This is a genomic window from Paraburkholderia rhizosphaerae (assembly GCF_004366595.1).
Classification (GTDB): Bacteria; Pseudomonadota; Gammaproteobacteria; order Burkholderiales; family Burkholderiaceae; genus Paraburkholderia; species Paraburkholderia rhizosphaerae.
In genome coordinates this window covers 1-26,934 of the sequence record NZ_SORE01000029.1, presented here as the reverse complement: position 1 = coordinate 26,934, position 26,934 = coordinate 1, and the positions used below count along the sequence as shown (strand labels likewise).

The window sequence follows — 26,934 nt, the reverse complement described above, 5'->3', positions numbered from 1 at the left end:
GCACTGGCGATGCTGGTCGCGGGCGCCGCACCGTGTGTGCATGCGCAAGCACCGACCGTTACGGCGTCGCCGCAACAGCCGACCACCGGCGCGCGCGACGCGGGTTCGCCTCAGCAAAAGGCGACGGCCAATATCGCCTTCTTCGACGGCGCGCGTCCTCCGGTCAATCTTCTGCAGGCTTTCGACGCGGTGGTCATCGATCCTGCGAGCGCTTTCGAACCAGGCGCGCATCCGCTCGCCCATACCGTCTGGATTGCGCGTACACATCCGGCGAGCGGCGACCACGTCGCGCAGCAGATCGAGCCGCTGTGGCAACGCGGTTATAGAGGCTTTCTGCTCGATACACCCGCGGCCATCGCGGCGATCGACGCGATTCACGCCGCTCATCCCGACGCGCGCCTGATCGTCGGCGGCGACGACGCGTTGCGGGCCGCGCTGCCGCACGCGGCAGCGTTGTACGCGGTGGTCGGACCGTCGCTCGTGCGCGGTGTCGCGCCCGGCGGCGGCACGCGAACCTCCGACGTGACGGCCATCGAGCGCGCAGCGCGCATCGAGGCCGCGCGCTCATTCATGCAGCGCACCGGTGTGCCGGTTATTTCGATCGAGCTTTGCCCCAGCGACGACCGCGCATGCGCGCGCACCACCGCGGCCCAGGTCGTCGCGAGCGGCATCACGCCGTACGTAACGAATACCGCGCGCAACGTGGTCGGCATCGGCGCGATCGAGGTATTGCCGCGGCGCATTCTGGTCGTGCAGAACCCGCCGTCCGATCTGCCGCTCGACGAAACACCGGGTGTGCGCGATGTCGCGATGCCGCTGAACTATCTCGGCTACGACGTCCAGTATGCGCAGATGAACGACACGTTGCCGGACGACGTGACGCCGGACCGCTACGCGGGCGTGGTCGTCTGGCTCGAGGGCGACGAGCCGCGCGATACCGCAGCATGGCGCGCGTGGGTCGACGAGCGGATTGCCGCGCACGTGCCGGTCGCGTTTATCGGTCAGTTCGGCTTCGACGCGGCCGCGGACGAAGGCGCGGCGCTCGATCTGCAGCCGGTCCTGGGGCCGTTTACCGATCCGGTCAGTGTGGTGTCGCGCGACCCGATGATCGGCTTCGAAACCGAGCCCAGACTTGGGCCACGCGATCTGACCGGCGTGCGCGTCGGCGCCGCGAGCCAGTCGCTGTTGCGCGTGAAGTCCGGCGCAGCGACGCTCGATCCGGTCGCGATCACGCCATGGGGCGGCTATTCGCTGAGCCCGTATACGGTCGTGTCGCTGAGCGGCGTCGGACAGGAGCGCTGGGCGATCCAGCCGATCCAGTTCTTCTCCCGGGCACTGCGGCTCACGCCGATGCCCGCGCCGAGCCTGACCACCGAGAACGGCCGGCGCCTGTTCATGACGCACGTCGACGGCGACGGCTTTGCGTCGCGCGCGGAGTTTCCGGGTCCCGACTATTCGGGCGAAGCGCTGTACGAGCAGATCTTCACGCGCTACAAGGTGCCGATGACGCTGTCGGTGATCGAAGGCGAGGTCGGCCCGCAAGGACTCTATCCGCAGATTTCGTCGCGCCTCGAAGCGATCGCGCGCAAGATGTTCGCGCTGCCGTATGTCGCGATCGGCACGCACACGTACTCGCATCCGTTCGACTGGGCGGACGTCGATGCGACGACCGGCGAGCGCGTCGATCGCGGTGACCGCGGCGGAGGCGGAGACACGGCGTTCTCGCTGAACATCCCGAACTACACATTCAATATCGACCGCGAAATTACCGGGTCGATCGACTACATCAACACGCGTCTCGCGCCGCCGGGAAAGAAGGCCGAAGTGCTGCAATGGCCAGGCAACTGCGAGCCTCCGGCGATTGTCGTGCGCAAGGTCTATGCGGCGGGCGTCGACAACATCAACGGCGGCGACACGGTCATCACGAAGAGCGCGAATAGCTGGACGAACATCGCGCCGATCGGCATCTCGAAAGGGCCGGGCGCTTACCAGGTGTTTGCGCCGAACCAGGACGAGAACGTCTATACGAACGACTGGATCGGGCCGTTCTATGGCTTCACGCGGGTACTCGAGACGTTCGATATGACCGAACGGCCGCTGCGCTTCAAGCCGATCGATGTGTACTACCACATGTACAGCGGCACCAAGGTCGCGTCGCTGCGCGCACTCGACCAGATTTTTTCGACCGTGCTCAAGCAACCGGTGTTGCCGGTGCAGATCACCGACTACGCACACAAGGTGCTCGACTGGCGCGGCTTTGCGGTTGCGCGTGAAGTGCGTGCCGCCGATGCGGGCGCAAGCGACGCAAGCGGTGCGGCGTACGGTGTCGCACCGGGTGCGGCGCACGGCACGGCCACCGCATCCACTGCATCCGGGACGGCCGGCACGTGGATCGTACGTGGCAACGGCGAAGTGCGCGAGCTGCATTGGCCCGGCACGAATGCGCCGGATCTGCGCGCGTCGGATGGCGTGACCGGCTATGCCGCGGGACCCGACGGCATCTATATCCACATTGCGGACGGCGCCGCACGCGTGGCGTTCGACGCACCGCGCGACGGCGCCGCGCCGCGCTCAGCCGTTGCGTCCGCGGGCACGGTGCCGTACATCGCACAGGCTAACGGCTTCGTGCGCAACTTCAAGCGCGATGCGCATCGCATGTCGTTCGAATTCGGCGGCTACTATCAGCCGTTTGTCGAACTCGCGAACGCGCAGCGTTGCAGCGTAAGCGTGGCCGGTCGTCCGGTGGACGTGCGGCGCGACGGTGCGCGGCTGCGTTTCGATATGCCGCCCGCAGCCGCGTTGCAGATCGACTATCGAGCCGTCGAGGTTGCGTGTAATGGCTAATCCGGCGGCCAATCACGCAACGGACGCGACCACCGGGGCGAGAGGCAAGCGTCCTCGGGTCGCGTCGACATCGCTGGTGCTGATACTCGCGGCGGTCGTGCTCGTCACGATGTACGCTGTCGCGCCGCGCGGCGGCATGCGTGCGCGCGTCGCATCGGTCGGCGCGCCGAGCGATCTCTCGGTCGCCTATCTCGAAGCGTGGTCGCGCGTGCAGCCCGACAACGAGGATTTTCTGGCGCTGCTCGGCGCGCAATACCTGTATCTGGGCCGCACGGATGACGCGCAGCGCATCGCCGCGCGAATGGACGCGCTGCATAGCGCCGATATGCGGCGCGCCGCAACCATGCTGCGTCTTGCCGTGGCGGAGCAGCGGACCTTCGCGCTGACCGAAACCGACCCGCGTCGCGCGGCGGCGCTGGCCGACTTGCGCGAGCGCTTGACCGAGGCTGCGCGTGACGAATGGGCGCCACGCGATCTCGAATGGCTCGCGCAGCGCGCCGCGTCGGCCGGTTTGCCGCGCCTCGCGACGGATCTCTACACGCGCTTGTCGCGGCACGATCCGCAAGGGCGCAACGAGTGGGATACGCAGATCGCGCGTTACGCGCTGCAGGTCGGCGACTATCGCGCGGCAGCGGACGCCTGGTTTCGCAAGCAGACCGCCGCGCAAACGCGCGACGAACAGCGCCGCTGCTTTATCGAAGGGATTCGTGCGCTGCAGTCGGGCAATCTGCTGGCCGATGCGCTTGCGGCAGCGGACGCGCATCTCGGCACACTGGCCGACGATCCGGCTACGCTGGTCGTATTGCTGAACGTCGCGCGCGCGGCGAACCGGCCCGATGCCGTCGACCGCTATGCGCGCATGCTGGCCCGCTTTGCGCGGACGCAGCCTGCTGAATCGCATGAGCCCCGCGCGCTCGCGCAAGCCGCGCCGCGGGCGGGTCGAACGGCTGCCTACGCGAGCTATGTGAGTGCTGCGCGCGCGGTGTCGCACGCGTCGTTCACGTATCGTGACGGGCCGGTCGCGCGGCCCGCGGCAGCGGTATCGTTCGGCACGCGCGATGGCGCGCGGCTCGTGCGTATCGCGGCCCCCGTGCAACCCGCTATGCCCTCTGTCGGCTCGAATCCCGATGTCGCCGACGTCGTCTTCAACGCGTTTATCGAATCCGGCGATCTGGCGCGCGCGCAACAGATCGCCGCGCAGCAGGTGCAGCGCAATCCGCGCTCCGCGCTGTGGGTCAAACGTGTCGCGCAGACCGCCGAGTGGAATCGCGACCCGGCGCGCGCGCTGAAGTCGTGGCTCGACTATGCGCAATTGTCGGACGACCCGGTCGGCTGGCAAAACGTGCTGCGTATCGCGCCGATGCTCGACGACGACGAAGCGTATCTGGCCGCGCTTGTTCATCAGGCGCGCGCCACGCCCGGCGACCTGAAGCTGATCGACAACGTGACGGCAACGTACGAGCGCCTCGGCCGTCCTGACGACGGTCTGGCGTTTCTGCGTTCGCTGCCGCGCGGCACGAACGCGGACGCGCTCGATCAGCGCATCGGCGCGCTGGCCGAACGCGCGGGTCATGACGATCAGGCGCTTGCCGCTTATCGCGCCGTGCAGGCACGCGATCCGAACGACGCAAATGCGGCGCTGCGCACCGCGAGCGTGTTATACCGCGCGGGCGATTATCAGGGATCATTTGCGGCGTTAAAGCGCGCGCGTGCCGGCGCGAGCGACGCAAGCGAAGACTTCTGGCGTGATTACGCGGAACTTGCGCGGTTGCTGCAGCTCGATGCCGATGCGAACGATGCGTACCGGCATTTGCTCGCGCACGGCGCGGCAACGCCCGACGAACTTGGCGAAATGACGGACTTCTACGACCCGTATCCGATCGATGCGGGGCGTGTTGCCGAGTTACGCTACCGGCGCGATCACTCGACGCGCGCGCTGCGGGACGCAATTTTCTACTACACCGATGCGCAGGCATTCGATCGCATCGCCGCGTTGCTCTCGAGCCTGACCCCTGACGAGCGGCGCGCCGCGCAAGCGACGCCCGCCGTGCTGGCGGTACGCGCCGAATATGAACGCCTGACCGACCGGCCGCTCGACGCGCTCGCCGACCTCGAGCGCGCGGTTCAGTTGCCGGATGCGACGTCGGACATGCGGGCCGCGTATCTGTGGACGCTCGTCGACTACGGCAGCGACGCGGATCTGCTGCGCGCGCTGAATCGCTGGCGGGGCAGTGTCGATCGCAGCGCCGCGCTGTGGGGGCCGTACGCGGCCGCCGAAATGCGGCTGAACCGGCCGGTCGCGGCACTCGAATATCTGCGGCGTCAGGCGGGCTCACTGTCGCGCGACCCGCTATGGCTGCTCACCTATGCGGAGGCGCAGGAAATGGCCGGTCATGCGGACTTCGCATGGTCGATCCGCCATAAGGTGTGGTTGCAGCTGCAACAGGATTCGGCGGCCCTCGCGAAGCTGCACGGCGTGCCGCGTGCGGCGCTACGCGGCCGCGCGGCGCAGGATGCAGAAACGCTCGCGGATCTGCGCGGCCGGCAAGTCGCATTGTCCAGCGATTACGCGACGGCCGACGCGTCGACGGCCTTGCTCGACAGCCTGCTATCGACGGCGGCGGCGCCGGCGGACGTCGCCTACGTGCGCCGCACGCTGCTCGGCAGCGCGGCGGGCTTGCCGGGTTCCGCGCCGCAAAGCGGTGCGGAACTCGCGCAGAACAACCGGCTGCGCGAAGCGGTCGCGAAAGAAGTGGCGATTGCGTGGGCGGTGTCGCACGAAAGCAATCTGCTCGCGAAGCGCTGGCTCGCGCAGCAATATGCGCTCAGTCTCGCGCGTCCCGCGGATGCGCGCTTGACGATCGCGCTGGCCGACAACGATCTTCCCGAACTCGAACGCCTGCTCGCGCAGGAACGCTCGCGGCTGCCGATTGGCGACCGGATCGACGCGACGATCGCGATCGACCAGCCGGACCGCGCGCAACAGCTTGCGTTCGAGGCATTCGGAGGCGCACCCGACGATACCGCGATGCACACGCGTGTGACCGAAACGGCGCTCGACTGGCCGCAATCGATCGACGCGACCGTGACGAGCCATGTCGAACATCCGCTCGACTATATCGAGCAGACGCTCGCCGCGAGCCGCAAGATTGCGGAGCGCTACCTGGTCGGCGTGACCGGCGTGCAGAACTTCCAGCATTCGACCGATACCACGCAGCTGGTCAACGTGCCGTCGGTGGACCGGTCGCTTAGCGTGTACGCGCGGCGGCAAACACGCGACACCGCGTGGCAGGTGACAGCGGGCCGGCGTGACGCACTCGATAGCTTTTATACGTTCGCGCTCGCGGCGCAGACGGGCCGCAACTCCGCGCTGACGCTTGGCGTGCGCGCCGGCCGCAATCAGCTTGCCGACGAAACGCAAACGCTGCAGGTCGGCGGCATGAAGGACAACCTGATCGGCGACTTCACGTACCGCGTGACCGAACGCATCACGATGACCGGTAGCGTCGAAGCGGACCGCTTCTACAGCCAGGCGCGCAGCTATATCGGCAGCGGCGTACTGTCGACCGGCGAAATCAGCTACCGCTTTCACACGCTATATCCGGACTACACCGTGCGCGTGATCGGCGTGCATGGCGGTTACGGCGCGAGCGGCAGCGCGGACCCGCTGATCTCGCGGCTGATTCCCGCCGCCAACCAGCCTGCGGTGGCCGGCGATTTCCTGCCGGATACGTACACGCAATACGGGCTGTACTTCGGCTTCGGCAACGATCTGCTCGAACAGTACACGCATCGCTGGCGGCCGTTTCTCGATGTCGGCATCCTGCACGATTCGAATCAGGGATGGGGGCCGGACATCAACGTCGGAGTCGCGGGCAGCGTGTTCGGCGGCGATCACCTCGCGTTGTTCTTCCAGCATCAGCGCGTGTCCCATCTCGGCACGCCGGTCACGCTGATGGGCGCGCGATACAACTGGTATTACTGATTGTGCAGGGTAGGGTGGCGCGTCGACGCAATGATCGGCACACCACGGCAACACGAACAAGGCGACAACGCAAACGTAATGAAAAAGGAGTGGTCGATGAACACCAATGACAAACATGCGCATGCGGCACAAGGGCGGGTACGTCCGCTTCGGTGGCTGGCCGCGGCGGCAGCAACCGTGCTGCTGCTTTCCGCGTGCGGCTCGATTACGCAGACCGCGGCCACGCCCGCGCTCGCCGCGAACGATCCTGTCGCGGTCGTGTCGCTCGCGAACTTCACCGAGACGCCGGCCGCCGGCAGCAGCGCGACTGCGATTGCCGCGAATGTGCTGCGCGAAAACGGCCTGACCGATGTGCGCGTCGCGCCGGCCGATGCAGCGTCGAACGCAATGTTCGATACCGCGCAGCGGGAGATTGGCGAGAAGAAGCTCGCATGGGCGCGCGAGCAACACGTGAAATACGTGCTGACTGGCGCGGTCGAGGAGTGGCGCTACAAGGCGGGCGTCGATGGCGAACCGGTCGCGGGCGTCACGTTTGAACTGGTCGATGTCGCGTCCGGCCAGGTGGTATGGAGCGCGACCGGCTCGCGCAGCGGATGGAGCCGCTCGAGTCTCGCGAACGTCGCGACATCGCTGATCGGCAAGCTGCTTGCGCCGTTGCGCGCGCACGCGTAATGCGGCGCGCACTCTCACTGGGCTTTCGACAGGCGATCAGGAGCCGGCCGTGAATACTGCCACTTCCCCATCGGACAGCGACACGCATGCGAACACGGTGAAATCGCGGCACACCCATCCGTTCGGCAATCTGAATGCGGTGGGGCGTTTCGTCGCGCCAGCGGTGACGCGGCCCTTCGCGATCGTCGAGACGACTGCGTTCATGCTGATCGTCTGCGTGCTGTGCTGGCGGTTCGATCCGTCCGATCCGCTGTTGCTGAAGACCGGCTTTCCGTGGCTATGGTTCGCGACGCTGGTCGTCGCGCTGCGCTACGGCACATTGCTCGGTCTTTACGCGAGCGCGCTGCTGATCGGCGTCTGGCTCGTTCACACGCACGGCGGCGGCGACGCGTGGCCCACGATGTTTTTCACCGGCGGCCTGCTGCAGACGATTATCGCCGGTCATTTCGGCGACATCTGGGGCGCCCGCGCGCAGCGTGCCGACTCGCTGAACGGTTACCTGAACGACCGGCTGGTGGCGATGACGAACAGCCACTATCTGATGCGCCTGTCCCACGAACGGCTCGAAAAAGACCTGCTGTCGAAGCCGACCACGCTGCGCGACTCGATTACCGAGTTGCGGCGGCTATCGGTCGCGCACGGGCTCGAAGTGCCGCGCACGCATACGGCGGGCGAGATGCCGGGCGCGCGTGAATTGCTCGAATTTGTTGCCCAGGCCTGTCAGATCGAAGTGGCAGCGCTTTATCCGGTGCGTGCAGGCAAGGTCGACACGACCGCGCTCGCGCGTCTGGGCGATACGTTCGAGATCGATCCGCACGATGAACTGGTTGTGCGCGCACTCGACACGAAGAGTGTCGCGCATCTGCGCAGCGACGAACAGCCGGTCTCGCAAACGTCGCTGCTCGTCTGCGCGCCACTGGTCGCCGCGGACGGCGACGTGCTCGCGTTGCTCGCGATCCGGCGCATGCCGTTTCTATCGCTGAATTTCGATAACCTGCAATTGCTGCTCGTGCTGCTCGGCTACTACGCGGATGGTGTCGAACACGCGCAGCAGGTGCGCGACATCCTGCAGGTCGTGCCGGACTGCCCGTACGATTTCGCCCTCGACATGAGCCGGCTCGCGCGGCTCGTGCGCTCGGCGGGCATTGCGTCGTCGCTGGTCGCGCTGGTGTTTCCGCATGACGATGCCGGCGACTCGTTCTTCGAGCACGTGATGCGTCGGCGCCGCTCGCTCGATCTGCTGTGGCCGATCCGGACCGACGGCCGCTCGGTGCTGATCAACCTGATGCCGGCCACCGACGAGACCGGCGTGGACGGCTACCTCGCGCGCATCGAAGCGAGCTTGCGCGTGCAGTTCAACGTCGACCTCGAAGGCGCGCGTATCGGTGTGCATACGCTGCACCTCGGCACCGGCGCGCCGGGTCCCGCACTGCGAGGGCTGCTGACGCGCAGCGGCATCGATGGCTGACCGGTCAGCTTCGTCGGCATCTGTGCGGCGCGCGGCGTTAACTTGCGGCGCGTTGCTCGCGGTGGCGGTTCTCGCGCTTGCGCAGGGTTTCGCGATCTGGCAGCTCGCACCCGGAGCGACCGCGGATGGACCGTTGCTGCCGGCGATGCTGCTCAATGCGATATGCGGTGCACTGCAGGCGGTGCTGTTCCGGTCGATGCTGCCGCTGCGATATCGCGAGCCGCGCGGCTTCACGTTGCTGTTTATCTGGCTGTTCTGCAGCTTCGTGCCGGTCGCAGGCGGCCTCGTGCTGCTGGTCAGTTGCGCATGGGCGGCGATTTTTCCCGCGAAACGCAGCGACGAAGACCTGCAGCAGGTCCGCGCGCCCGAGTTCGTCACGTATCTGATGTCGCGTGTGTCGCATGGCGGCGGTGCGCGCCTGCAGGCACGGCTTACGAACACACAGGTGAATGCGTCGGACCGGCTATCCGCGCTCGTCGCGATCCAGAGCATGCCGACTCGCACCACCGGCACGCTGCTGCGCGATCTGCTCGCCGACCCGATCGAGGACGTGCGGTTGATTGCGTACGGCACGCTCGATCAGGCGGAAAACGATGTGATGCAGAAGATCTTCCAGACTGCACAGGAGCTCGAGCTTGCGCAGACCGATAGCGAGCGTCATTCGATCAACCGGCAACTGGCCGAGCTGTATTTCGAGCTGGTCTATCAGAACCTCGTGCAAGGGGCGGTCTACACGCATACGCTCGAGCAGGCGGACCGTTATGCGCGCGCCGCGCTCGAGATCGACGATGGCGATGCGGCACTGTGGCTGATACGCGGGCGTCTTGCCCTCGCGCACGGGGCAGCCGATGAAGCAGCCGGTTATATGGCGCGTGCGCAAGCGCTTGGCTTTCCGCGCGAGCGGCTCGTGCCGTGGCTTGCCGAAACCGCGTACCTGCAACGCGATTACGCGCGCGTCGCGGAACTGCTCGCGTCGCTCGGCCATGCATCCGTGCTGCCGATGCTCAAACCTGTTGTGCGTTACTGGTCCCTATGAATCAGCCATTTTTGCGCCGCGCCGCCGAAGCCGATGTGTGCCTGCTGCTCGAAGGCACGTTCCCGTTTGTACGCGGTGGCGTATCGAGCTGGGTCGACCTGATGATCAGGTCGTATCCGGACACGCGCTTTGCGATTGCGTTTGTCGGCAGCCGGGAAGAGGACTATCACGGTGCTGTTTATGCGCTGCCCGATAACGTCGTGCATTTCGAAGCGCATTACCTGTATGAAGCGGCGCCTGCCGAAACCCAAGTGGCACGCGAAATTCCCGGCGACACGCGAGCGTTCGCGAAATCGGCCGAACTGCACGACGCATGGCGCAACCGGCATGGCGCGAATCCGGCCACGTTGATGGCGGACATGGTGCATCTGATCGGCGACGACGGTCCGCTAAATGAAGCGCAGTTCGCGTCGAGCCGCGCAGCGTGGGACTTTATCGTCGATCAATATCATCGGCACTGCACGGACCCGTCGTTTACCGACTATTTCTGGACCGTGCGGATCATGCATAAGCCGCTGTGGCAGCTCGCGCGGATCGCCGCGCAATTGCCGCCGGCACGCGTGTATCACACGGTATCGACCGGCTACGCGGGTTTTCTCGGTGCGCTGCTCCACTATCGGACCGGGCGGCCGCTGCTCGTGTCCGAGCATGGCATCTACACGAAGGAACGCAAGATCGACCTGCTGCAAAGCCAGTGGATTCGCGACAACCGCGGTGCGTTCGAGCGCGACATCGCGAAGATCAGCTATTTCCGCGAGCTTTGGGTGCGCTTCTTCGAAGCGCTCGGTAAGCTTGCGTACGACGCGGCCGATGACATCGTCGCGTTGTATGAAACGAACCGCCAGCGGCAGGTTGCCGATGGCGCCGATGCTGCGCGCACGCGCAATATCCCGAACGGCGTCGACGTCGACGCGCTGGCGCCGCTCGTCGACAAACGCGCTGAACGTGCGCGCGAGCCGGCGCACGCGGCGCGCGGCAAGGTCGTCGCGCTGATCGGCCGCGTCGTGCCGATCAAGGACATCAAGACGTTTATTCGCGCGATGTTCATCGTGTCGCGCACGATGCCGGATATCGAAGGCTGGATCGTCGGACCCGAGGAAGAAGATCCGGCGTACGCGCAGGAATGTCGCGCGCTCGCGCAAAGTCTCGGCCTTGCGAATCACGTGAAGTTTCTCGGCTTCCAAAGAATCGACGCGATCCTGCCGCAAGTCGATGCACTCGCGCTGACGTCGATCAGCGAGGCGCTGCCGCTTGTCGTGCTCGAAGGATTCGCGGCCGGCGTGCCGTCGATTACGACTGATGTCGGGTCGTGCCGCCAGCTGATCGAAGGCTATGGTGACGATGACCGTGCGCTCGGCGCCGCCGGCCTCGTCGTGCCGATTGCGAATCCGGCTGCGTTCGCGCAGGCGGTCGTCGAACTGCTCGGCGACGCGCCACGCTGGCATGCGGCGCAGGCAGCGGGCATCGCGCGCGTGCGCCGGTTTTATACGAAGGCGCAAATGATCGATCAATATCGTGCGCTATACGAACGGCTGATGGCGATGCCGACGCGACCGGCGCGCGCAGCCGCGAACGGTGCGGCAGGCGCCGTGATCGGATGTCCGATGCATGCCGGTGCAGCAAACGCAGCGACCGGTTCGAAGCAACGCGAAGCGCAGGAGCATCGCTGATGGCAGGCATCGGTTTCGAGCTACGCAAGATCCTCAAGCGCGACACGCTGAGCGGCGTGATGCGCGCATACGCTTACGCGGGGCTGATCAGCTCCGGTCCGCTGATCCTGTCGATTTTCGGCATTCTGATTATCGGCGTGATGAGCCTCGATCTGACGATCCCGAGGTACGCGATCGTTCAGTTTCAGGTGTCGGTCACTTATCTGATTGCGTGCAGCCTGATACTGACCGGTCCGCTGCAACTGTCGTTTACGCGCTTTATTTCGGACCGTCTGTTCGAAAAGCGTGACGACCTTGTGCTATCGAACTATAACGGCGTCGTACTGATCTCGACCGGCGCTTCCGGCGTGCTGGGTTTTCTCGCGGTGTGGCTCGGTTTCGGCGGCGAGCCGTTGCTCTACCGGTTGCTGATGGTGGCGGGCTTTGTCGTCATCAGCAATATCTGGATCGCGGTGATTTTTCTGTCGAGCGTCAAGCAATACCGGCAGATATTGGCCGTGTTTTTCGTCGGCTATGGCTGCACCGTCGCATTCGCGCTGATGCTGAACCGGCACGGCATCACCGGGCTGCTGGGCGGCTTTGTCGCCGGACACGTGGTGCTACTTGCCGGTCTGTCCGGGCTCATTTATCGCAACTACCGCAGCGCGCGCTTTATTTCGTTCGAAGCGCTGCAACGGCGCTTCGCGTATCCGGGTCTTGCGCTCGCCGGTCTGCTGTTCAACCTTGGTGTGTGGCTCGACAAGTTCATGTTCTGGTATGCGCCTGGCACCGGGTCGACGGTGATCGGCCCGCTGCATGCATCGGTCATCTACGACATCCCGGTGTTTATTGCCTACCTGTGTGTGATGCCCGGTATGGCCACTTTTCTGGTGCGTATCGAGGCGGATTTCGTCGAATACTATGATGCGTTCTACAACGCGGTACGGAGCGGCGCGACACTGCGCCATATCAACGATATGCGCGACATGATGGTCGCGAGCATCCGCGCGGGCCTCTATGAGATCGTGAAAATCCAGGCGGTGGTGCTGCTGCTGATTCTCGCGTTCGGACACCGGGTGCTCGATGCGCTGCATATTTCGACGCTGTATATGCCGTTGCTGATTGTCGATGTGGTCGCGGCGAGCTTGCAGGTGTTGCTGCTCGGGCTGATGAACGTGTTCTTCTATCTGGACGCGCGCCGGGCGGTGCTGAAACTGTGCGTCGCGTTTGTCGCGCTGAATGGCGTGCTGACGGGCATGACGTTGTGGCTGTCGCCCGATTGGTACGGCTATGGTTTTGCATTGACGCTACTTATTCTGGTGGTCGCGGCGGTGCAAATGCTGGACCGCAAGCTCGGCAAACTCGAATACGAAACCTACATGCTGCGCAATTGACGATGACCTTGCTTGCTAATTTGTTTGCGCGGCTCGGGCCGCCATGGGTTCAGGTGTCGTGCGTCGCGGCGGCGCTGCTGCTCGCTACGGTGTGCGTACGGCCCGCGTTTGCCGCGGTTGCGTGTCAGCGAGCGCCGCGGCACGGCGTCGGCACAGTCGCGTGGTTTTATGGCGAGCAGGTGCCGGTTGAACAGCTGTCGCGGTTCGATACCGTGGTCGTCGAAGCGGATAGCGGTTTTGATCCGCGCGCCGCAACGACCGTCCTCGACGGGGAAACCTCAGGTTGCACGAACTGGTTTGCTTATGTGAGCGTCGGCGAAGTCACGAAAAACCGCAACTACTTCGCTGCGATACCGAGGAAGTGGCTAGTCGGACGCAATAACGATTGGGCATCCGCGGTGATCGATCAGAGCGCGCCCGGCTGGCCGCGGTTCTTTGTCGATCGCGTGATCGCGCCGCTATGGGCACGCGGCTATCGCGGCTTTTTCCTCGATACGCTCGATTCGTGGCAGTTGATCACGAAGACGGACACCATGCGCGCACGGCAGCAAGCGGGCCTGATCAATACGATTCGTGCGCTCAAAGCACGTTATCCGGACGCGCAACTGATTCTGAATCGCGGCTTCGAGGTGCTGCCGGAAATTCATGGCGACGTAGCGGCGATCGCGTTCGAATCGTTGTACGGCAATTGGAACCAGGCGTCCCAGCGTTACGGCGCCGTGCCCGAGAGCGATCGCGCGTGGCTGCTGGATCAGGCACGTTTGATTCGCGAGCGTTACCGGTTACCGGTCATTTCGATTGATTATTGCGCGCCTGACGATGCGCAATGCCGGCGCGAGACCGCTGCACAGATCTGCGCAGCAGGCATCGAACCGTATGTAACCGACGGCGCGCTGCGTACGGTAGGGGTCGGCGCGGATGCTGCATGCCGCGCGCGGCTCGATGCGTTGCAAAGCGCGAATCACTGACGTGACGAGAGGCTGGCACCACACAGCATTGGCGTGCGGCGCTCGCCCGGACACCCGGTCGTCCGTTGATCGTCAGCGGAACTGGGCGACGGCCAGCAGCAACACCATTCCTCCAATTGCACCATCCAGAACGCGCCATGCGCTCGCCCGCTTGAATAGTGGCGCGAGCATGCGCGCACCGTAGCCGATCGCAACGAACCATGCTGCGCTGACCGCCATCGCACCGAGCGCGAATGCGCCACGCGCACCGTCCGGTTCGCGTGCGCCAGCCGTGCCGATCAGCAGAAACGTGTCGAGATAGACGTGCGGGTTCAGCCACGTGAACGCGAGTGTCATCAGGATAATGGGTACGGCTCGCTGCGCTGGTGCGGCCGCGCCGGATGCGCCCGGATCGAGCACCGCATGACCTGGCCGTAGCGCGCGGCGCAATGCACTGATGCCGAACCACGCGAGGTATGCGAGGCCGACATACAGCAGCGCGTGAATGAACGCCGGATAACGGGTTACGAGTATTGAAGCGCCGCCCACGCCCGCGCCGATCAGCAGAAAATCCGATAGCGCGCACAGCAGTACGATCTTGCCGACATGCGCGCGCATGATGCCCTGGCGAAGCACGAATGCGTTTTGCGCACCAATGGTGACGATCAGCGACGCGCACAGCGCCGCACCATGTGAAAAGGACGCCCAGTTCATAGCGGTTCCAATGCGACGTTCAGGAAGAGCGTCGCAGTCTGCGGTAATCTGTTAGATAAGAAAACCTAATTCTGTTAATGTCGATTAAGGAACGCTAATGCTCGACTATGCCTTGCTGGATGCACTGACAGCCGTGGTCCGCCACGGCTCGTTTGAGAAAGCGGCACGCGAGCTGAATGTGACGCCGTCGGCGGTATCGCAGCGCGTGAAGCTGCTTGAGGAGCGCGTCGGCAGCGTGCTCGTCAAACGCGGTACACCCTGCGTCGCGACCACTTCGGGCGCATTGCTGTGCCGCCACACCGAGCGTGTGCAGCTGCTTGAAGCGGAACTGGCGGGGCCGTTGCCCGCGCTACCGGGTGCATTGCTGCAAGCGTGGCCGACGCTGCGCGTCGCGGTGAACGACGACAGCGTCGGCACATGGTTCATTGACGCGATTGCCGGCTTTTGTACGGAGCGCGAGATGCTGCTCGATCTCGTGATCGACGATCAGGATCACACCGCGCAACTGATCCGTGACGGCAGCGTGCAGGGCGCGGTCACCACGCAAGCCGAGCCGATACAGGGTTGCCGCTCGACGCGGCTTGGCCGGATGCGCTACCTGGCGGTTTGCACGCCGGCGTTTCATGCGCGGCATTTTGCGCACGGCGTGACGCGCGAGTCGCTGCGCCGTGCACCGTGCGTCGACTTCAATCCAAAGGACGAGTTGCAGAAGCGCTACATGCGCAAGGTCACGCGCGCGGATCTCGATCCGCCTAAACACTGGATTCCGCACGTTGCGGGTTTCCTGCGTGCGTGCATCACGGGACTTGGCTGGGGCATGTGTCCCGAACGGATGGTGGCGCCGCATCTCGCGAGTGGTGAGCTGCTCGACATGCTGCCGGGCAAGCATCTCGACGTCGATCTTTATTGGCAAAGCTGGCGGTTGTCGATCGGTTGGCTCGACGAATTCGGTCTCGCGTTGCGCAAGCAGGCGGCGCAACTGCTTGACTGACGTCGCGTGGGCGGCGGATGGGTTAGATGCTATTCATGCAATGCAAAAAATGTCCATATTTGACCAATTATCGCCTTTAATTGGTCAAATATGACAAATTCGCGCGCGATAACGCATTGTCGGCGGCGGGCCGGTTCGGCCTGATGAAGCACGTGGCCGCGCAGATCGTCAAAGACCTGTCGGCGATCGTGCGCGAATGGCGGATGCATTTCCAGGCGCTCGGCGTGGGCATCGCCGAATGCGAGAAGATCGCGTCGGCGTTGCGCAAGCCCAAGGACCTCGGCTTGCGCGCGGTGGAAAAGGCGTAGCGGCGTTCGGCGCGCGCCGCCCCGCCTCGCGCGCCGCCCGCGTCGGTCACCGCGGTTCCGGCACCGCGTCATCCGTTTTCTGCTGCGGGCTCGCATTGCGCGTCTCCGGCATCGCGGCCCACACCAGCAGCACGGCGAGCGCACCCGCGCCCGCCAGCCCGAAGAAGCTGACCGCGTTACCGAAGCGGTCCGCGATAAAGCCCGCCAGCGATGTGCTGAGCGTCGCGCCAATTCCCGCTGCCAGTCCGAACAGTCCGATGCACAGGTTATAGCGGCCTTTGCCGCCGGCCACGTCGGCGGCGATCAGTGGCAGCATCACGCCGAACACCGCGGCACTGATACCGTCGAGCATCTGCACGGGCACCAGCAGATACGGGCTGCTCACGCCGGCGAACAGCAATGCGCGGATCGGCAACGCGGAAAAGCCGAGCAGCAGGATCGGCCGCCGGCCCCAGCGCTCGGACGTCCGGCCGACCCAGGGCGACAGCATCGCGACGATCGCCTGCGGCACGATGATGCACGCGGCGATCACCAGTTGAACGTTATCGCCCATGCCCGCGGTCACTTCGCCTGCGGCGAGATTGAGCATCGCCGCGTTCGACAGATGGAACAACACGACGCAAGCGGCGAACACCAGCATCCGCTTGTCACGCAGCAGATCGAAGATCGACTCGCGTTGGATGGGTTCGACGGTCGTTTCACTCGGCGCTGGCGCTGGCGACAGCGCTGGCTGCGCCGCATCGCGGCGCGGCGGTCTCGGTGTACGAGGAACGCGCGGCGGCGCGTTCGGCAGGTGAATCATCGCGAGCGCGACGAGCGCGGGCAGCGCGAGCGCCGCGGTGAGCCAGAACACCGCGCGTGCGGAAAAATACTCGCCTGTGAGCCCCATCAGCCCGGCTGCGACCGCGCTGCCGATCGAAGCCCAGCGCGCGTTGCGGCCGAGCCGGTCACCGAGATCCGCACGCCCGACCAGCGCAAACGAGATCGCCGCCATGGCCGGCACCAGCATGCAGCTGGCGAAGCCGTGAAACACCTCGGCGGCCATCACCGGCAGCACGGTCGGGCTCGAGGCCAGCAACACCGCGCTGACGATGATCGCGATAATCGCCCACGCGGCGGCGGCCTTCTTGTTGCGTAGCGCGTCGACGGCGGCGCCGCCCGGCACCTGGCTCACCATCGCGCTGATCGTGCCGACCGATAGCGCAAGGCCGATTTCGCCCTGGGTCCACTTGTGCGTCGCGAGGTACGACGCGATGAACGGCCCAAATCCCGTCTGCACGTTCGCGACGAAGAAATTCAGCCAGTCGAGGGCGCGGAGACTGCGTGCGTTGACCATGAGCCGGCTCGTCATCGTGAAGTGCGAGCGGGAGAGGCCCCCGCAGCGGATGACGCGGTGGGCGGCGCGGCGGTGGGCACATTAGTCGGTGCACCCGAGGCCGCTGGCGCCGGCGTGGCGCCACTTGCGGCAGGCGCCGATGCAGCCGTCGCGGGAGCCGCCGGCGGCGCCGGCGACACGGCAACAATCGGTTTGCCGTTCTCGTAAGATGGCGATGCCTTGATCTGTGCTTCGTTCAGATCGATCAGCGCACGCAGCGATTTGTCCTTCGGTGCGAAGTGCAGCGCGGACCAACTCGCGGCGATCGAACGCCTGTCGAGATTGATGATCCCGCTTACGTCGATCACCACCGCCTGCGGCTGTGCATGACCGTCGATCAGCACGTCGATCACGCGGCCGACCTGCGCGCCGTTCGGCCGCTCGACCGTGGCGTCGAGCAGTAGCAGTTGACCATCGGGCACCGGAGGCGCAGGCGGCACGCCGGCGAGCGGCGTCGCGAGCGACGTCGACGGCTTCGCGCGGCCGACCGACGCCATCTGGTTCGGCGGCATCGTGATCGTGATCGGCGCGGGCTTCGCGGTCGGATTGAAGTGGAACGCGTTCCACGGGAAGCTGGCCTTGCGGTCGCCGACGCCCATGAAGCCCTGCAAATTGACGACGAGCTCGCGCGGCGCGCTATGCGCGTCGACGGTCAGATCGACCGCGCGTCCGACCACCTTGCCGTCGGGCCGCTGCACTTCGCTGTCGAGCAGGCCACGCACCGTCGCGCGGTCGATCGTGTGCGTCACGATGAGCGGCGGCGGAGGAGGAGGCGGCGGCGGCGGTGGCGGCGGCGGTGGAGGCGGCGGCGGTTCGACCTTGTGCGGACGCACGATCACGCGCTTGGGCTTCTTCGGCTGCGCTGGCTCGGTCGGCTCGGTTTCCTCGGGCTCCGTCTCGACAACCGGCGGTGAAGGCGCCTCGACGGGATTGGCCACGGCCTCGGTGATTGGCGCGGGCGCCTGCTCCGTGGGGCCAAACAACGCGCAGCCCGAAAGCGTGACGGCCGCCAGCACGGCGACAAGCAGCAACAGAAGACGGAAAGCCGGACGTAGGAAACCGCCGCTCATCAACAAGGACTCCATGGCGAGATGCGGGATGCTCGAGGGCCTCGCCGCGATCGGTGCAGTTAGCGTGCAAGCGGCGCGCCGGATGCAAGGTCAAAGGCGCGCCGCGGACAGAGTGTAACCCGCGCAGCGCGCAAGGCCGCCTTTACCGGGAAGCGCACGCGACCTGGGCGCGTACTTTTTGCGCATTTTTCGCACGTAGGTGTAAACACCGGGGCCGCTCGCCGGCGTCCCACGGGTTCGGCGATATAAGCGTCGCGACATGCCCGGCATGCCTTCGTCGCGATAGGAGACATATTTGTCTTCACCTACCCTTCGCAACACCAGAACGAGAGCGGCAGCGTATTTCAGCCCTGCGCATGACCCGCGACAAAACTCAACGAGACCAACCTGACGACGGCTACCCGCATGGCCGTTTCAGCTTGCTGATAAAGGAGGCACTCAGATGATGGAATCACAGGCCGCGACACAGGCCTTGCCGGCCACCGACATTGAAAGCGGCGACGCCGCTCGCGAGTTTGTGCCGGGACAAGGCATCGTCGATCGCTACTTTGGCGTGTCCGCGCGCGGTAGCACGCAGCGCCGTGAAATCGTTGCCGGCATCACGACCTTTCTGGCGATGGTGTATTCGGTGTTCGTGGTGCCCGGCATGTTCGGCAAGGCGGGTTTCGACACCAGTGCGGTATTCGTTGCCGTTTGCCTGACGACGGCGTTCGGCTCATTGCTGATGGGCGTCTGGGCGCGCCTGCCGATTGCCATTGGCTGCGCGATCTCGCTGACTGCGTTTACCGCGTTCGGACTGGTGCTCGGCAAAGGGTTGCATCCGACTGTCGCGTTAGGCGCGGTGTTTCTGATGGGGATTGTATTCACCGCGATTTCGGTGACCGGCGTGCGCTCGTGGATTCTGCGCAACCTGCCGTCGGGTGTCGCGCACGGCACGGGCATTGGCATTGGTCTGTTCCTGCTGTTGATCGCGGCCAATGACGTGGGGCTGGTCACGAAAAACCCCGGGCCTGGATTGCCGGTGTCGCTCGGCCACATCACGTCGCTGCCGGTGCTGATGTCGGTGATCGGGCTCGCGGCGATTTTCGGGCTCGTGCGCCGGCGCGTGCCGGGCGCGATTCTGATTGTGATCGTCGCGATCTCGGCGCTCGCGATGCTGCTCGACCCGGCGGTCGTGTTTCGCGGCGTGTTCGCGGTGCCGTCGCTGAGCGCGCCGGGGCATGCGTCGCTAATCGATGCGATGGACCTGAAGGGCGCATTGTCGCTCGCGGTGCTGCCCAGTGTGCTCGCGCTCGTGATGACCGCGGTGTTCGACGCGACCGGCACGATACGCGCCGTGGCGGGTCAAGCCGGCCAGCTCGACGAGAACGGGCGCATCATCAACGGTGGCCGCGCGCTGACCGCGGACTCGCTGAGTTCGATCTTCTCGGGCTTTATGGGCGGCGCGCCTGCCGCCGCGTATATCGAATCGACGGTCGGCGTCGCCGCCGGTGCGAAGACCGGCCTTGCGGCCGCGGTGGTCGGTCTGCTGTTTCTTGGCGTAATGTTCTTTTCGCCGCTCGCGGCGCTCGTGCCTTCGTATGCGACCGCGCCCGCGCTGATGTACGTCGGGCTGCTGATGCTATCGAGCGTCAGCAAGCTGCATATGGACGATCTGGTCGATGCGATGTCCGGCCTTGTCTGCGCGGTGTTTATCGTGCTGACTGCGAATATCGTGACCGGCATCATGCTCGGCTTCTGCACGCTCGTGATCGGCCGGATCGTCAGCGGTGAATACAGGAAACTGAATGTCGGGACGGTTGCGATCGCAACCGTTCTGGCGGTGTTCTACCTGGGCGGCTGGGCGATCTGACGGCCCGCTGTTTTATGCGCGCGGTATCGGAACAACTCCTGAAACAGCACCGCGCTTCATTTCAAAGCGCCATCAGTGGGCATGCGCAATGCTCCAGAGCTCAGCGACGGGCCCCGAAGCCCACCCTTGACATCGATCAATGCGTTTCTATACTTAACCTCATGGTTAAGTTTGACGAACCGATGCTCGATCGCACCTTTGCGGCGCTTGCCGATCCGACGCGGCGCGCGCTGCTCGCGCGGCTGTCGAGCCAGCACGACCTCACGGTCAGTGAACTCGCGCAGCCGTTCGCGATGTCGTTACCGGCGGTGATGAAGCATCTCGACGTATTGTCGGATGCCGGTCTCATCGCGCGCACCAAGACCGGCCGCAGCGTTGCGTGCCGGCTGACGGCGGGGCCGATGGAAGATGCGATGCAGTGGCTAAGCCGATACCAGCGCTTCTGGTCCGAACAGCTCGAGCAACTCGCCGCCTACGTGGAGGACAGTTCATGGCCGACCAACCCGCCGTTACGCTCCAACGCCGGATCAACGCGGCGCCCGCGAAAGTCTACGCCGCGTGGACGGAGCCGGCGCATATCGTGAAGTGGATGCACCCGTATGGATGCAACGTATTGCTCGCGGAAATGGACGTGAAGGTCGGTGGGCGCTTCCGGATCGCGTTGCGCACGACCGAAGGCGAAGAGCCCGAAGTGAGCGGCACGTTTCGCGAAGTCGAGCCGCACGCGAAGCTGGTGTACACGTGGGCGTGGAGCGGCACGCCGGAACATGAGTCGCTCGTCACATTGACTTTACGGCCCGACGGCAACGGCACGCTGCTGACGCTCAAACATGAACAGTTCTTCGACGAGGCGGCGCGCGACAGTCATCACGGCGGCTGGAGCAGCGCGCTCGATGTGCTCGAACAGTACTTCGCGTGATATGGATCACATGCATGCAAGCTACTCGACAGGAGCCGGGTGAATTTCACACAGCGGCGTATGCCGCGTTCCGATGGAGGAGCAGATGGAACCGCATAAGATCGTTTCGCAGGAAGAGTGGTTAGCCGCGCATCGCGCGCATCTGGCGGAAGAGAAGGCGTTGACCCACGCACGCGACGCGCTCAGCAGGAAACGGCGCGAATTGCCGTGGGTCAAGGTCGACAAGACCTATACGTTCGATACTGCGCAAGGGCGCAAAACGCTCTCCGATCTGTTCGACGGACGCAGCCAGTTGATTGTTTACCACTTCATGATGGGACCCGATTGGGCGGAGGGTTGCCCCGGCTGCTCATTCCTTTCCGATCATGTCGACGGTGCGCTCGTGCATCTTGCGCAGCGGGACGTCGCGTATGTGGCTGTATCGCGTGCGCCGCTCGAGAAGATCGATGCATTCAAAAAGCGGATGGGATGGAAGTTTCGCTGGGTATCGTCATTGGGCAGCGATTTCAACTACGACTACTTCGTGTCGTTTACGCCTGAACAACGGGCGAAAGGCAAGCTGTTTTATAACTTCACGACAATCGACTCGGAGATGGACGAATTGCCGGGTATGAGTGTGTTCTATAAAGACGAAACCGGCGATATTTTCCACACGTACTCGTCGTATGGCCGAGGTGGCGAACCGATGATCGGCACTTACACCTGGCTGGACCTGACGCCGAAGGGGCGCGACGAAACGCACGGCATGATGGACTGGATGCGTCATCATGACCGTTACGACGAACAGCCTGAGCACCACAGTGTGGATGGTGGTTGCCACTGAATGCCGAAACGCGGGCGCGGCGGCGCAGTGAAGCGCCGCCACGCTATAACGACATTTCGAAAGCGGGCCGCAGAAACAGATGGATGGCCATCACGATCAGGCCCATCGCGGCGGCCGCGAGCGTGAGCGTCCCATACTCGTCGTAGCGCATGTCGTAAAGACAAGCGACGAGAAAGAGAATCGCAAGCAGATTGGTCAGCCAGTCGAAGTTAAGCGCGAGCAGCATTGGCTAATCGGGGCCCGCCCGGGAGAATCGATTGATCAGGATTCTATCGAGGTGACCTTACGAATCAGCAACGCGTCGCGCGGATGCGACGTAAGCTGTTATACAGGCGATTCCGACTGCATCATGTCGCGCCTGATCCAGTCGAGCACCGACGTGCGCCGCGGCTTCCAGCCAAGCAGTTCACGCGCGCGGGTGCCGCGCACGCGGCTGTTCGAACCGAGGCCGTACGACGCCATTTCATAGCCCCATTCGTGCTTCGCGTCTTCGAGCGGCCAGTCTTGCGGCGCGCCGAGGCCGAGCGCATCGGCGATCGCTTTGCTCATATCGTGGAACGACGCTTCGCCGCTTTCAACGAAATAGAACGTATCGGCAGGCGTTTTATCGAGCGCGAGACGATAAAGATCGACGACATCGTCGATATGCACGTTCGACCAGATATTGCCGCCGCTGCCGACGTGCCGCACGACGCCGCTTTTTTGCGCCTGCCGGACCAGGCGCGGCAGCTGCACGCTTGCGCTGCCTTTGACCGCGCCGTGACCATAGATCAGCGTATTGCACAGCACGGCGGAGCGGATGCCGCGTTGCGCGGCGTCGAGCACGAGGCGATCGATCGCGACGCGTGCGGCTTTGTCCGCGGTCGGTTCCGGCAGCTTGTCTTCGTGGTAGATCGCAGCCGCGCCGGCTTCGCCGCCCGACGCGTCGCCGACGATGCTCGAGCCGCTGGTATGCAGGAACGGCTTGTTCGAACCGGCGAGGCCTTCGATCAATGCTTCGACGGCGCCGCGATGGTCGCTGCTTGCGGCGTTGATCACCGCGTCGGCGGCCTGCGCTTGTGCGATCAGCAGCGCGCGATCGTCGAGTGAACCGATGACCGGGACGATGCCGAGGCGTTCGAGCTCGGACGCCTGTTCGGGTTTGCGGATCAGGCCGGTTACGCGATGACCCGCGCGGACGAGGCCTGCGGCGATGGAGCCGCCAATAAAGCCGCTTGCGCCAGTGATAAAGATGTTCAAGACGTTCTCCAGTAAAGGGAAAGACGGTATGAGCACAGTATGGGGCGCGGCGATTCTCGCAAAAAGCGTGTTAGTCTCAAATCAAACTTGATTTGAAATCAACAATGAAGACTTCGACCGATGAATTGCTGGTGTTCGTGACGGTGATCGACAGCGGGTCGATCACGGCGGCCGCGGAGAAGCTGCAGCAGACGGTGTCCGGCGTGAGCCGCGCGCTATCGCGGCTGGAGAAGAAGCTGGATACGGCGCTGGTGCGGCGCACGACACGGCGGCTGCAATTGACCGAGGAAGGGGAACTGTACCTCGTGAAGGCGCGCGCGATACTCGATGCGATGGAGGAGGCGGAGGAATCGGTTGCGCGACGTCGCAAGCGGCCATCGGGGCGGCTGCGGGTGGACGCGGCGTCGCCGTTCATGCTGCATTGCATTGCGCCGCATATGAAGGCGTTTTCGGCGATGTATCCGGATATCTCGCTTGAGTTGACGAGTAACGAGCGGACGGTTGATCTGTTGAAGCAGCGGGTGGATATCGCAATCCGCATTGGCGAGCTGCAGGACTCGACGCTACATGCGCGCGCGTTGGGCAGCAGCAAGTTGCGGATCGTTGCGAGTCCGGGTTATGTGGCGGAGCGGGGCGCGCCGAAAACGGTGGATGCGTTGGGTGAGCATCGGTTGATCGGGTTCACTGCGCCGGAATTTCTGAACCGTTGGCCGTTGCCGGATGGCGAGCGGGATTCATTGAAGATCGAGCCGGGGATTGCGGCGTCGAGCGGGGAGACGTTGCGTAAGCTTGCGCTTGAAGGGTGGGGGATCGCGTGTCTCGCGGATTTTATGATTGCTGCGGATGTGCGGGAAGGGAGGCTGGTCGCGGTGCTGGACAATGCGCTGCTGGATCGGCGGCAGCCGATTCATGCGGTGTATTACCAGAGCGCTTCGCTTGCGGGGCGGGTGAAGTGTTTTCTGGATTTTATTCAGGGGAGGGTGAGGCTTTAGGTTTGCTTATCTGCCTGGTCGCCAAAGGGAAATTCCGACTCCTTGTAGACACTACGCCAATCGGCGCCGCCGATTCTTTTGCCGAGTTCCATGATCATCAATTCGGGCCCTGGTCTTGGATACTGCTTGAGCGATTGTCCGTCCAGACGATCGACGGAGAAGATATCGATCAGATCGTTGGTAGGTGTTTTCATGATCTGGACGTACACAAGCACCGCAACTCCTTCGTCGATGCCGACAAATTCGCGTCTCAGCGTGTACGCATCGCAACCACTGCTTTCCGTCGCTTCGTCATGGCATATGGCGAGAAAGTAGGGAGAGTCGATTTCGAATACGCTGCATGAATCGACCTGGGCGAGCCATCGATCAGCGAGCCGGGGATAAAGCTGCGCGTTCGTCGAGATCACGAAACGGAGCAGTGCGTGTTCATGTTGCGCAAGTGGTCGGCAAGTCCTCATTTTCGCGAAGGCCTATTTTTTGAGGGTCATTGTTTTCCGGATGTCGACGAGTGCTTCGATCAGTTGATCTAGAGACACCTTGCGAGCCATCCGACCATTGCGTTCCGGCCCACCGAGTTCTGCTTCAAGATTGTCGCGTCCGCGCTCTTCGTTCACGCGGACCACAGGGTATCCGTCCAGCAGAATTTCGAGCGTGAGCTTTTCGTATTCGTGCATTGCGGATGACCACACGATTTCAAGTTTGTCCAAGTCCGTGTCCGGTGATGCCTTCGTTAATCAAGAAGCCGAATGAGTCGGTGCGCTTCGTCCGGAGGAATGAAATCGTGCGGGAACGGCGTCGCAGGGAATGACGCCCGGCTCTGAATGCGAGCGAGTTCAATATCGTAGAGTCCATAGATGTGCCAGTTCATCGACAGCGGGAAGAACGCATACTCGTTCGTGTAGCCCATCGCGTAGTCGACGTGTTCGATGAAGTTGACGGAGCTGTAGAGTTCGTTGAAATACTCGCGCTCATTGACGCGAGTATCGAGCTTCATCGCGGGGAAGTCTCCAGCAGTCGGGATGAAGTCGTCGCGAGCCAGCGCCCGGACGTCGACGAAATAGTATTCGGAATCACCGTTTTCATGCGACAACGCGTTGACAAAATCTATAAAGCCGGCGACTCGGAATTCCAGCCAGTCACCGTACTCGACCTTTTCGCCATATCGACGGGCGTCGTGAATTTTCCAGTTCGCGATTTGATCGGAGATCCGTTGTAACTGATCGAACGTTTGATAGTCTCGGACGATTGCCATTGCATGCTCACTTAAGACGAATTTTGACGTGGGTTGGGCCGGTTCCCCGGCGAAAGTCAGAAGTGCGGGTTCGTATCGATCGGGTGTTCACAAGGTTCCCTATGAGCCGTACGCGCTTATGTTGCGCAAGTGGTCGACAAGTCCTCGTTTTTGCGATGGCCTGTTTTTCCGAGGTCATTGTTTTCCGGATGTCGATGAGCGCGTCTATGAGTGGATCCACAGACACTTTGCGAGCCGTTCGGCCGCCTGGTTCAAGATCGCGAGAGCGGAAAGAACGGATACTCGCTCGTGTAGAACATGGTGTAGTAGTCGATGTCTTTTATAAAATTCACCGTCCGATCGAGTTCGCGACGTAGTCGCGCTCGCAGGAAAGGTCTATTTCCCAGTGGTCATCGTCTTTCGGATGTCGATGAGATCATCGAGCGATACTTTCCGAGCCATTCGGCCGTCCAGTTCTGGACCACCGAGTTCTGCTTCAAGGTTATCCCGACCGCGCTCTTCATTCACCCGGACTACGGGATAGCCGTCTAGCAGAATTTCGAGGGTTAGATTTTCGTATTCGTCCATCGCGGATGACCACACTATCTCAAGGGAGTTTTTCATATTCCGTCTCGTCCAAAAGGACGAAGGAAAAGTACGTTTTCTCCCGGCCCTTTTCTTCGATGAGTTGGTTGACGATCTCAGCCGACAAGCGATTGCATGTTGATCGGTACTCTGCCCAAGGCTCTTTTTCTCGCGGGGAAAAGTCGGCTATGCCGTCCAGGAACGGCAGAATGCCTGTCTCGTCGATCCAAAAAGTATCGAAGCCAAGTATTGCAATGTTCCACGTTTCGCAATCTGCAATGAAGTTAGGCGCGTCGTAAGCGTGCAAGTAGGTCTCACCGCCATCGGCAGTCACCGCGCGAGCGAGGTAATGCTTATAGATTTCACACTCGTTGATCATGGTTACTTTAGTACGGTGGTTTCCATTCAGCCTTCGCGCGATCGGACACTTGAACGATTGTTCCGTCAATGTCGTTTCTAACGACGTAGTGTCCGTCGTCGCGAACATATGCGGTCGCAGGGTCGTCGCGTCTTCCGGATCTGTCTTTCTTCCATCGGATGTCACGTACTCGAACAACGCGCACTGGGTGTTGAATAGTTTGTTCGACACTTTCCTGCGTCCATCCTCGATTTTTCATTTGCCCCAGTATCTTGGTTTCGTACGTCGAAACCAGAACTTCGTTGTTAGCTTTGCAGCGGGTTCCACCTTTTCCAAAGATAGACGTACCAGCGTCAAACGCTACGTTAGCCCACCGTATGGGAAAGATGGACCTATCCGTGATTTCGTGGGCGAGGCATATCATGAGCGATAAAAATCATGGATATGCCAATGAAGAAGAAACGCACGGTGGCGTCTCAGGC

26 protein-coding genes are annotated in these 26,934 nt (G+C 63.3%); 15 read left to right on the top strand and 11 right to left on the bottom strand.

Annotated features, from left to right (window positions below; genetic code table 11):
- The first annotated feature begins 9 nt into the window (after positions 1–9).
- The 8 genes from BX592_RS28370 (at position 10) to BX592_RS28335 (ending at position 14,016) form a co-directional block, all read left to right on the top strand.
- Positions 10–2,844, top strand: a complete 2,835-nt coding sequence (locus tag BX592_RS28370) for a polysaccharide deacetylase family protein (protein ID WP_377681535.1) — start codon at positions 10–12, stop codon at positions 2,842–2,844.
- On the top strand, positions 2,837–6,829 hold the full coding sequence (locus BX592_RS28365; protein ID WP_134196610.1) for a tetratricopeptide repeat protein: 3,993 nt from the start codon (positions 2,837–2,839) through the stop codon (positions 6,827–6,829). Before BX592_RS28370 ends, BX592_RS28365 begins: the two co-directional genes overlap by 8 nt.
- Before the next feature lie 96 nt (positions 6,830–6,925).
- Positions 6,926–7,501, top strand: a complete 576-nt coding sequence (locus tag BX592_RS28360) for a penicillin-binding protein activator LpoB (RefSeq protein ID WP_134196609.1) — start codon at positions 6,926–6,928, stop codon at positions 7,499–7,501.
- 49 nt (positions 7,502–7,550) lie between these two features.
- Positions 7,551–8,969 carry a PelD GGDEF domain-containing protein gene (locus tag BX592_RS28355; protein WP_134196608.1) on the top strand — a complete coding sequence of 473 codons (1,419 nt, stop codon included), beginning with the start codon at positions 7,551–7,553 and terminating at the stop codon, positions 8,967–8,969.
- Positions 8,962–10,005, top strand: coding sequence for a tetratricopeptide repeat protein (locus tag BX592_RS28350; protein ID WP_134196607.1), 1,044 nt, complete (start codon positions 8,962–8,964; stop codon positions 10,003–10,005). Before BX592_RS28355 ends, BX592_RS28350 begins: the two co-directional genes overlap by 8 nt.
- Positions 10,002–11,675, top strand: a complete 1,674-nt coding sequence (pelF, locus tag BX592_RS28345; protein ID WP_134196606.1) for a GT4 family glycosyltransferase PelF — start codon at positions 10,002–10,004, stop codon at positions 11,673–11,675. The genes BX592_RS28350 and pelF overlap by 4 nt, the downstream gene beginning before the upstream one ends.
- Positions 11,675–13,048, top strand: a complete 1,374-nt coding sequence (gene pelG / locus BX592_RS28340; protein ID WP_134196605.1) for an exopolysaccharide Pel transporter PelG — start codon at positions 11,675–11,677, stop codon at positions 13,046–13,048. The genes pelF and pelG overlap by 1 nt, the downstream gene beginning before the upstream one ends.
- 2 nt (positions 13,049–13,050) lie before the next feature.
- Entirely contained in the window at positions 13,051–14,016 is a 966-nt protein-coding gene (locus BX592_RS28335; protein WP_134196604.1) for an endo alpha-1,4 polygalactosaminidase, read from the top strand.
- Positions 14,017–14,088: 72 nt separating this feature from the next.
- Here BX592_RS28335 and BX592_RS28330 read toward each other — a convergent pair whose 3' ends face one another.
- Complete coding sequence (locus BX592_RS28330) at positions 14,089–14,709, bottom strand: LysE/ArgO family amino acid transporter (RefSeq protein ID WP_134196603.1); 621 nt, start codon at positions 14,707–14,709, stop codon at positions 14,089–14,091.
- A gap of 97 nt (positions 14,710–14,806) precedes the next feature.
- Between BX592_RS28330 and BX592_RS28325 the strand changes: the two genes are divergently transcribed.
- Together BX592_RS28325 and BX592_RS28320 are read left to right on the top strand one after the other, a co-directional pair.
- Positions 14,807–15,700, top strand: a complete 894-nt coding sequence (locus BX592_RS28325) for a LysR family transcriptional regulator ArgP (protein WP_134196602.1) — start codon at positions 14,807–14,809, stop codon at positions 15,698–15,700.
- Between the two features lie 80 nt (positions 15,701–15,780).
- On the top strand, positions 15,781–16,008 hold the full coding sequence (locus BX592_RS28320) for a hypothetical protein (RefSeq protein WP_134196601.1): 228 nt from the start codon (positions 15,781–15,783) through the stop codon (positions 16,006–16,008).
- A 46-nt stretch (positions 16,009–16,054) separates the two neighbouring features.
- Here the strand turns inward: BX592_RS28320 and BX592_RS28315 are convergent, their stop codons facing one another.
- Both BX592_RS28315 and BX592_RS28310 read right to left on the bottom strand, forming a co-directional pair.
- A complete protein-coding gene (locus BX592_RS28315) occupies positions 16,055–17,359 on the bottom strand; it encodes an MFS transporter (RefSeq protein ID WP_208327992.1) in 1,305 nt (434 codons plus the stop codon).
- Positions 17,356–18,453 carry a PRC-barrel domain containing protein gene (locus tag BX592_RS28310; RefSeq protein ID WP_134196599.1) on the bottom strand — a complete coding sequence of 366 codons (1,098 nt, stop codon included), beginning with the start codon at positions 18,451–18,453 and terminating at the stop codon, positions 17,356–17,358. The genes BX592_RS28315 and BX592_RS28310 overlap by 4 nt, the downstream gene beginning before the upstream one ends.
- Before the next feature lie 445 nt (positions 18,454–18,898).
- Here BX592_RS28310 and BX592_RS28305 point away from each other — a divergent pair, with 445 nt between their 5' ends.
- The 4 genes from BX592_RS28305 to BX592_RS28290 all read left to right on the top strand — a co-directional run bounded on the left by BX592_RS28305 (position 18,899) and on the right by BX592_RS28290 (position 22,047).
- Positions 18,899–20,305, top strand: a complete 1,407-nt coding sequence (locus BX592_RS28305; RefSeq protein WP_377681536.1) for an NCS2 family permease — start codon at positions 18,899–18,901, stop codon at positions 20,303–20,305.
- 14 nt (positions 20,306–20,319) lie between these two features.
- Positions 20,320–20,889 (top strand): ArsR/SmtB family transcription factor, encoded by a 570-nt coding sequence (locus BX592_RS28300; protein WP_243849767.1) that lies wholly within the window; start codon positions 20,320–20,322, stop codon positions 20,887–20,889.
- On the top strand, positions 20,796–21,224 hold the full coding sequence (locus tag BX592_RS28295) for an SRPBCC family protein (RefSeq protein WP_134196598.1): 429 nt from the start codon (positions 20,796–20,798) through the stop codon (positions 21,222–21,224). Before BX592_RS28300 ends, BX592_RS28295 begins: the two co-directional genes overlap by 94 nt.
- Before the next feature lie 85 nt (positions 21,225–21,309).
- Positions 21,310–22,047 carry a DUF899 domain-containing protein gene (locus tag BX592_RS28290; protein WP_134196597.1) on the top strand — a complete coding sequence of 246 codons (738 nt, stop codon included), beginning with the start codon at positions 21,310–21,312 and terminating at the stop codon, positions 22,045–22,047.
- A gap of 43 nt (positions 22,048–22,090) precedes the next feature.
- Here BX592_RS28290 and BX592_RS28285 read toward each other — a convergent pair whose 3' ends face one another.
- Both BX592_RS28285 and BX592_RS28280 read right to left on the bottom strand, forming a co-directional pair.
- The gene (locus BX592_RS28285; RefSeq protein WP_134196596.1) at positions 22,091–22,273 is read right to left on the bottom strand and encodes a hypothetical protein; all 183 of its coding nucleotides are present in this window, start codon (positions 22,271–22,273) and stop codon (positions 22,091–22,093) included.
- A 98-nt stretch (positions 22,274–22,371) separates the two neighbouring features.
- The gene (locus BX592_RS28280) at positions 22,372–23,286 is read right to left on the bottom strand and encodes an NAD-dependent epimerase/dehydratase family protein (protein ID WP_134196595.1); all 915 of its coding nucleotides are present in this window, start codon (positions 23,284–23,286) and stop codon (positions 22,372–22,374) included.
- 104 nt (positions 23,287–23,390) lie between these two features.
- Between BX592_RS28280 and BX592_RS28275 the strand changes: the two genes are divergently transcribed.
- Positions 23,391–24,278 (top strand): LysR family transcriptional regulator, encoded by an 888-nt coding sequence (locus BX592_RS28275; RefSeq protein WP_134196594.1) that lies wholly within the window; start codon positions 23,391–23,393, stop codon positions 24,276–24,278.
- On the opposite strand, the gene BX592_RS28270 is transcribed toward BX592_RS28275, so the two are convergent.
- The 6 genes from BX592_RS28270 to BX592_RS35305 form a co-directional block, all read right to left on the bottom strand.
- Positions 24,275–24,685: a hypothetical protein gene (locus BX592_RS28270; RefSeq protein ID WP_134196593.1), complete on the bottom strand. Its 411-nt coding sequence runs from the start codon at positions 24,683–24,685 to the stop codon at positions 24,275–24,277. The two genes, BX592_RS28275 and BX592_RS28270, sit on opposite strands and share 4 nt — an antisense overlap.
- 63 nt (positions 24,686–24,748) lie before the next feature.
- A complete protein-coding gene (locus tag BX592_RS28265; protein WP_134196592.1) occupies positions 24,749–24,985 on the bottom strand; it encodes a hypothetical protein in 237 nt (78 codons plus the stop codon).
- Between the two features lie 23 nt (positions 24,986–25,008).
- On the bottom strand, positions 25,009–25,530 hold the full coding sequence (locus BX592_RS28260) for a hypothetical protein (protein WP_134196591.1): 522 nt from the start codon (positions 25,528–25,530) through the stop codon (positions 25,009–25,011).
- A gap of 375 nt (positions 25,531–25,905) precedes the next feature.
- Positions 25,906–26,133 carry a hypothetical protein gene (locus tag BX592_RS28255; protein WP_134196590.1) on the bottom strand — a complete coding sequence of 76 codons (228 nt, stop codon included), beginning with the start codon at positions 26,131–26,133 and terminating at the stop codon, positions 25,906–25,908.
- Complete coding sequence (locus BX592_RS35310; RefSeq protein WP_134196589.1) at positions 26,117–26,473, bottom strand: hypothetical protein; 357 nt, start codon at positions 26,471–26,473, stop codon at positions 26,117–26,119. The genes BX592_RS28255 and BX592_RS35310 overlap by 17 nt, the downstream gene beginning before the upstream one ends.
- Before the next feature lie 7 nt (positions 26,474–26,480).
- On the bottom strand, positions 26,481–26,711 hold the full coding sequence (locus tag BX592_RS35305) for a colicin E5-related ribonuclease (protein ID WP_166676491.1): 231 nt from the start codon (positions 26,709–26,711) through the stop codon (positions 26,481–26,483).
- Between the last annotated feature and the right edge of the window lie 223 nt (positions 26,712–26,934).

Excerpts from the sequence above, each read along its gene's own strand:
- BX592_RS28370 (WP_377681535.1), top strand. The coding sequence starts at position 10 with ATGCTGGTCGCGGGCGCCGCACCGTGTGTGCATGCGCAAGCACCGACC.
- BX592_RS28365 (WP_134196610.1), top strand. The coding sequence starts at position 2,837 with ATGGCTAATCCGGCGGCCAATCACGCAACGGACGCGACCACCGGGGCG.
- BX592_RS28360 (WP_134196609.1), top strand. The coding sequence starts at position 6,926 with ATGAACACCAATGACAAACATGCGCATGCGGCACAAGGGCGGGTACGT.
- BX592_RS28350 (WP_134196607.1), top strand. The coding sequence starts at position 8,962 with ATGGCTGACCGGTCAGCTTCGTCGGCATCTGTGCGGCGCGCGGCGTTA.
- pelF (WP_134196606.1), top strand. The coding sequence starts at position 10,002 with ATGAATCAGCCATTTTTGCGCCGCGCCGCCGAAGCCGATGTGTGCCTG.
- pelG (WP_134196605.1), top strand. The coding sequence starts at position 11,675 with ATGGCAGGCATCGGTTTCGAGCTACGCAAGATCCTCAAGCGCGACACG.
- BX592_RS28335 (WP_134196604.1), top strand. The coding sequence starts at position 13,051 with ATGACCTTGCTTGCTAATTTGTTTGCGCGGCTCGGGCCGCCATGGGTT.
- BX592_RS28330 (WP_134196603.1), bottom strand. The coding sequence starts at position 14,709 with ATGAACTGGGCGTCCTTTTCACATGGTGCGGCGCTGTGCGCGTCGCTG.
- BX592_RS28325 (WP_134196602.1), top strand. The coding sequence starts at position 14,807 with ATGCTCGACTATGCCTTGCTGGATGCACTGACAGCCGTGGTCCGCCAC.
- BX592_RS28315 (WP_208327992.1), bottom strand. The coding sequence starts at position 17,359 with ATGACGAGCCGGCTCATGGTCAACGCACGCAGTCTCCGCGCCCTCGAC.
- BX592_RS28310 (WP_134196599.1), bottom strand. The coding sequence starts at position 18,453 with ATGAGCGGCGGTTTCCTACGTCCGGCTTTCCGTCTTCTGTTGCTGCTT.
- BX592_RS28305 (WP_377681536.1), top strand. The coding sequence starts at position 18,899 with ATGGAATCACAGGCCGCGACACAGGCCTTGCCGGCCACCGACATTGAA.
- BX592_RS28300 (WP_243849767.1), top strand. The coding sequence starts at position 20,320 with ATGCGCGCGGTATCGGAACAACTCCTGAAACAGCACCGCGCTTCATTT.
- BX592_RS28295 (WP_134196598.1), top strand. The coding sequence starts at position 20,796 with ATGGCCGACCAACCCGCCGTTACGCTCCAACGCCGGATCAACGCGGCG.
- BX592_RS28290 (WP_134196597.1), top strand. The coding sequence starts at position 21,310 with ATGGAACCGCATAAGATCGTTTCGCAGGAAGAGTGGTTAGCCGCGCAT.
- BX592_RS28285 (WP_134196596.1), bottom strand. The coding sequence starts at position 22,273 with ATGCTGCTCGCGCTTAACTTCGACTGGCTGACCAATCTGCTTGCGATT.
- BX592_RS28275 (WP_134196594.1), top strand. The coding sequence starts at position 23,391 with ATGAAGACTTCGACCGATGAATTGCTGGTGTTCGTGACGGTGATCGAC.
- BX592_RS28260 (WP_134196591.1), bottom strand. The coding sequence starts at position 25,530 with ATGGCAATCGTCCGAGACTATCAAACGTTCGATCAGTTACAACGGATC.
- BX592_RS28255 (WP_134196590.1), bottom strand. The coding sequence starts at position 26,133 with ATGAAAAACTCCCTTGAGATAGTGTGGTCATCCGCGATGGACGAATAC.
- BX592_RS35310 (WP_134196589.1), bottom strand. The coding sequence starts at position 26,473 with ATGATCAACGAGTGTGAAATCTATAAGCATTACCTCGCTCGCGCGGTG.
- BX592_RS35305 (WP_166676491.1), bottom strand. The coding sequence starts at position 26,711 with ATGAAAAATCGAGGATGGACGCAGGAAAGTGTCGAACAAACTATTCAA.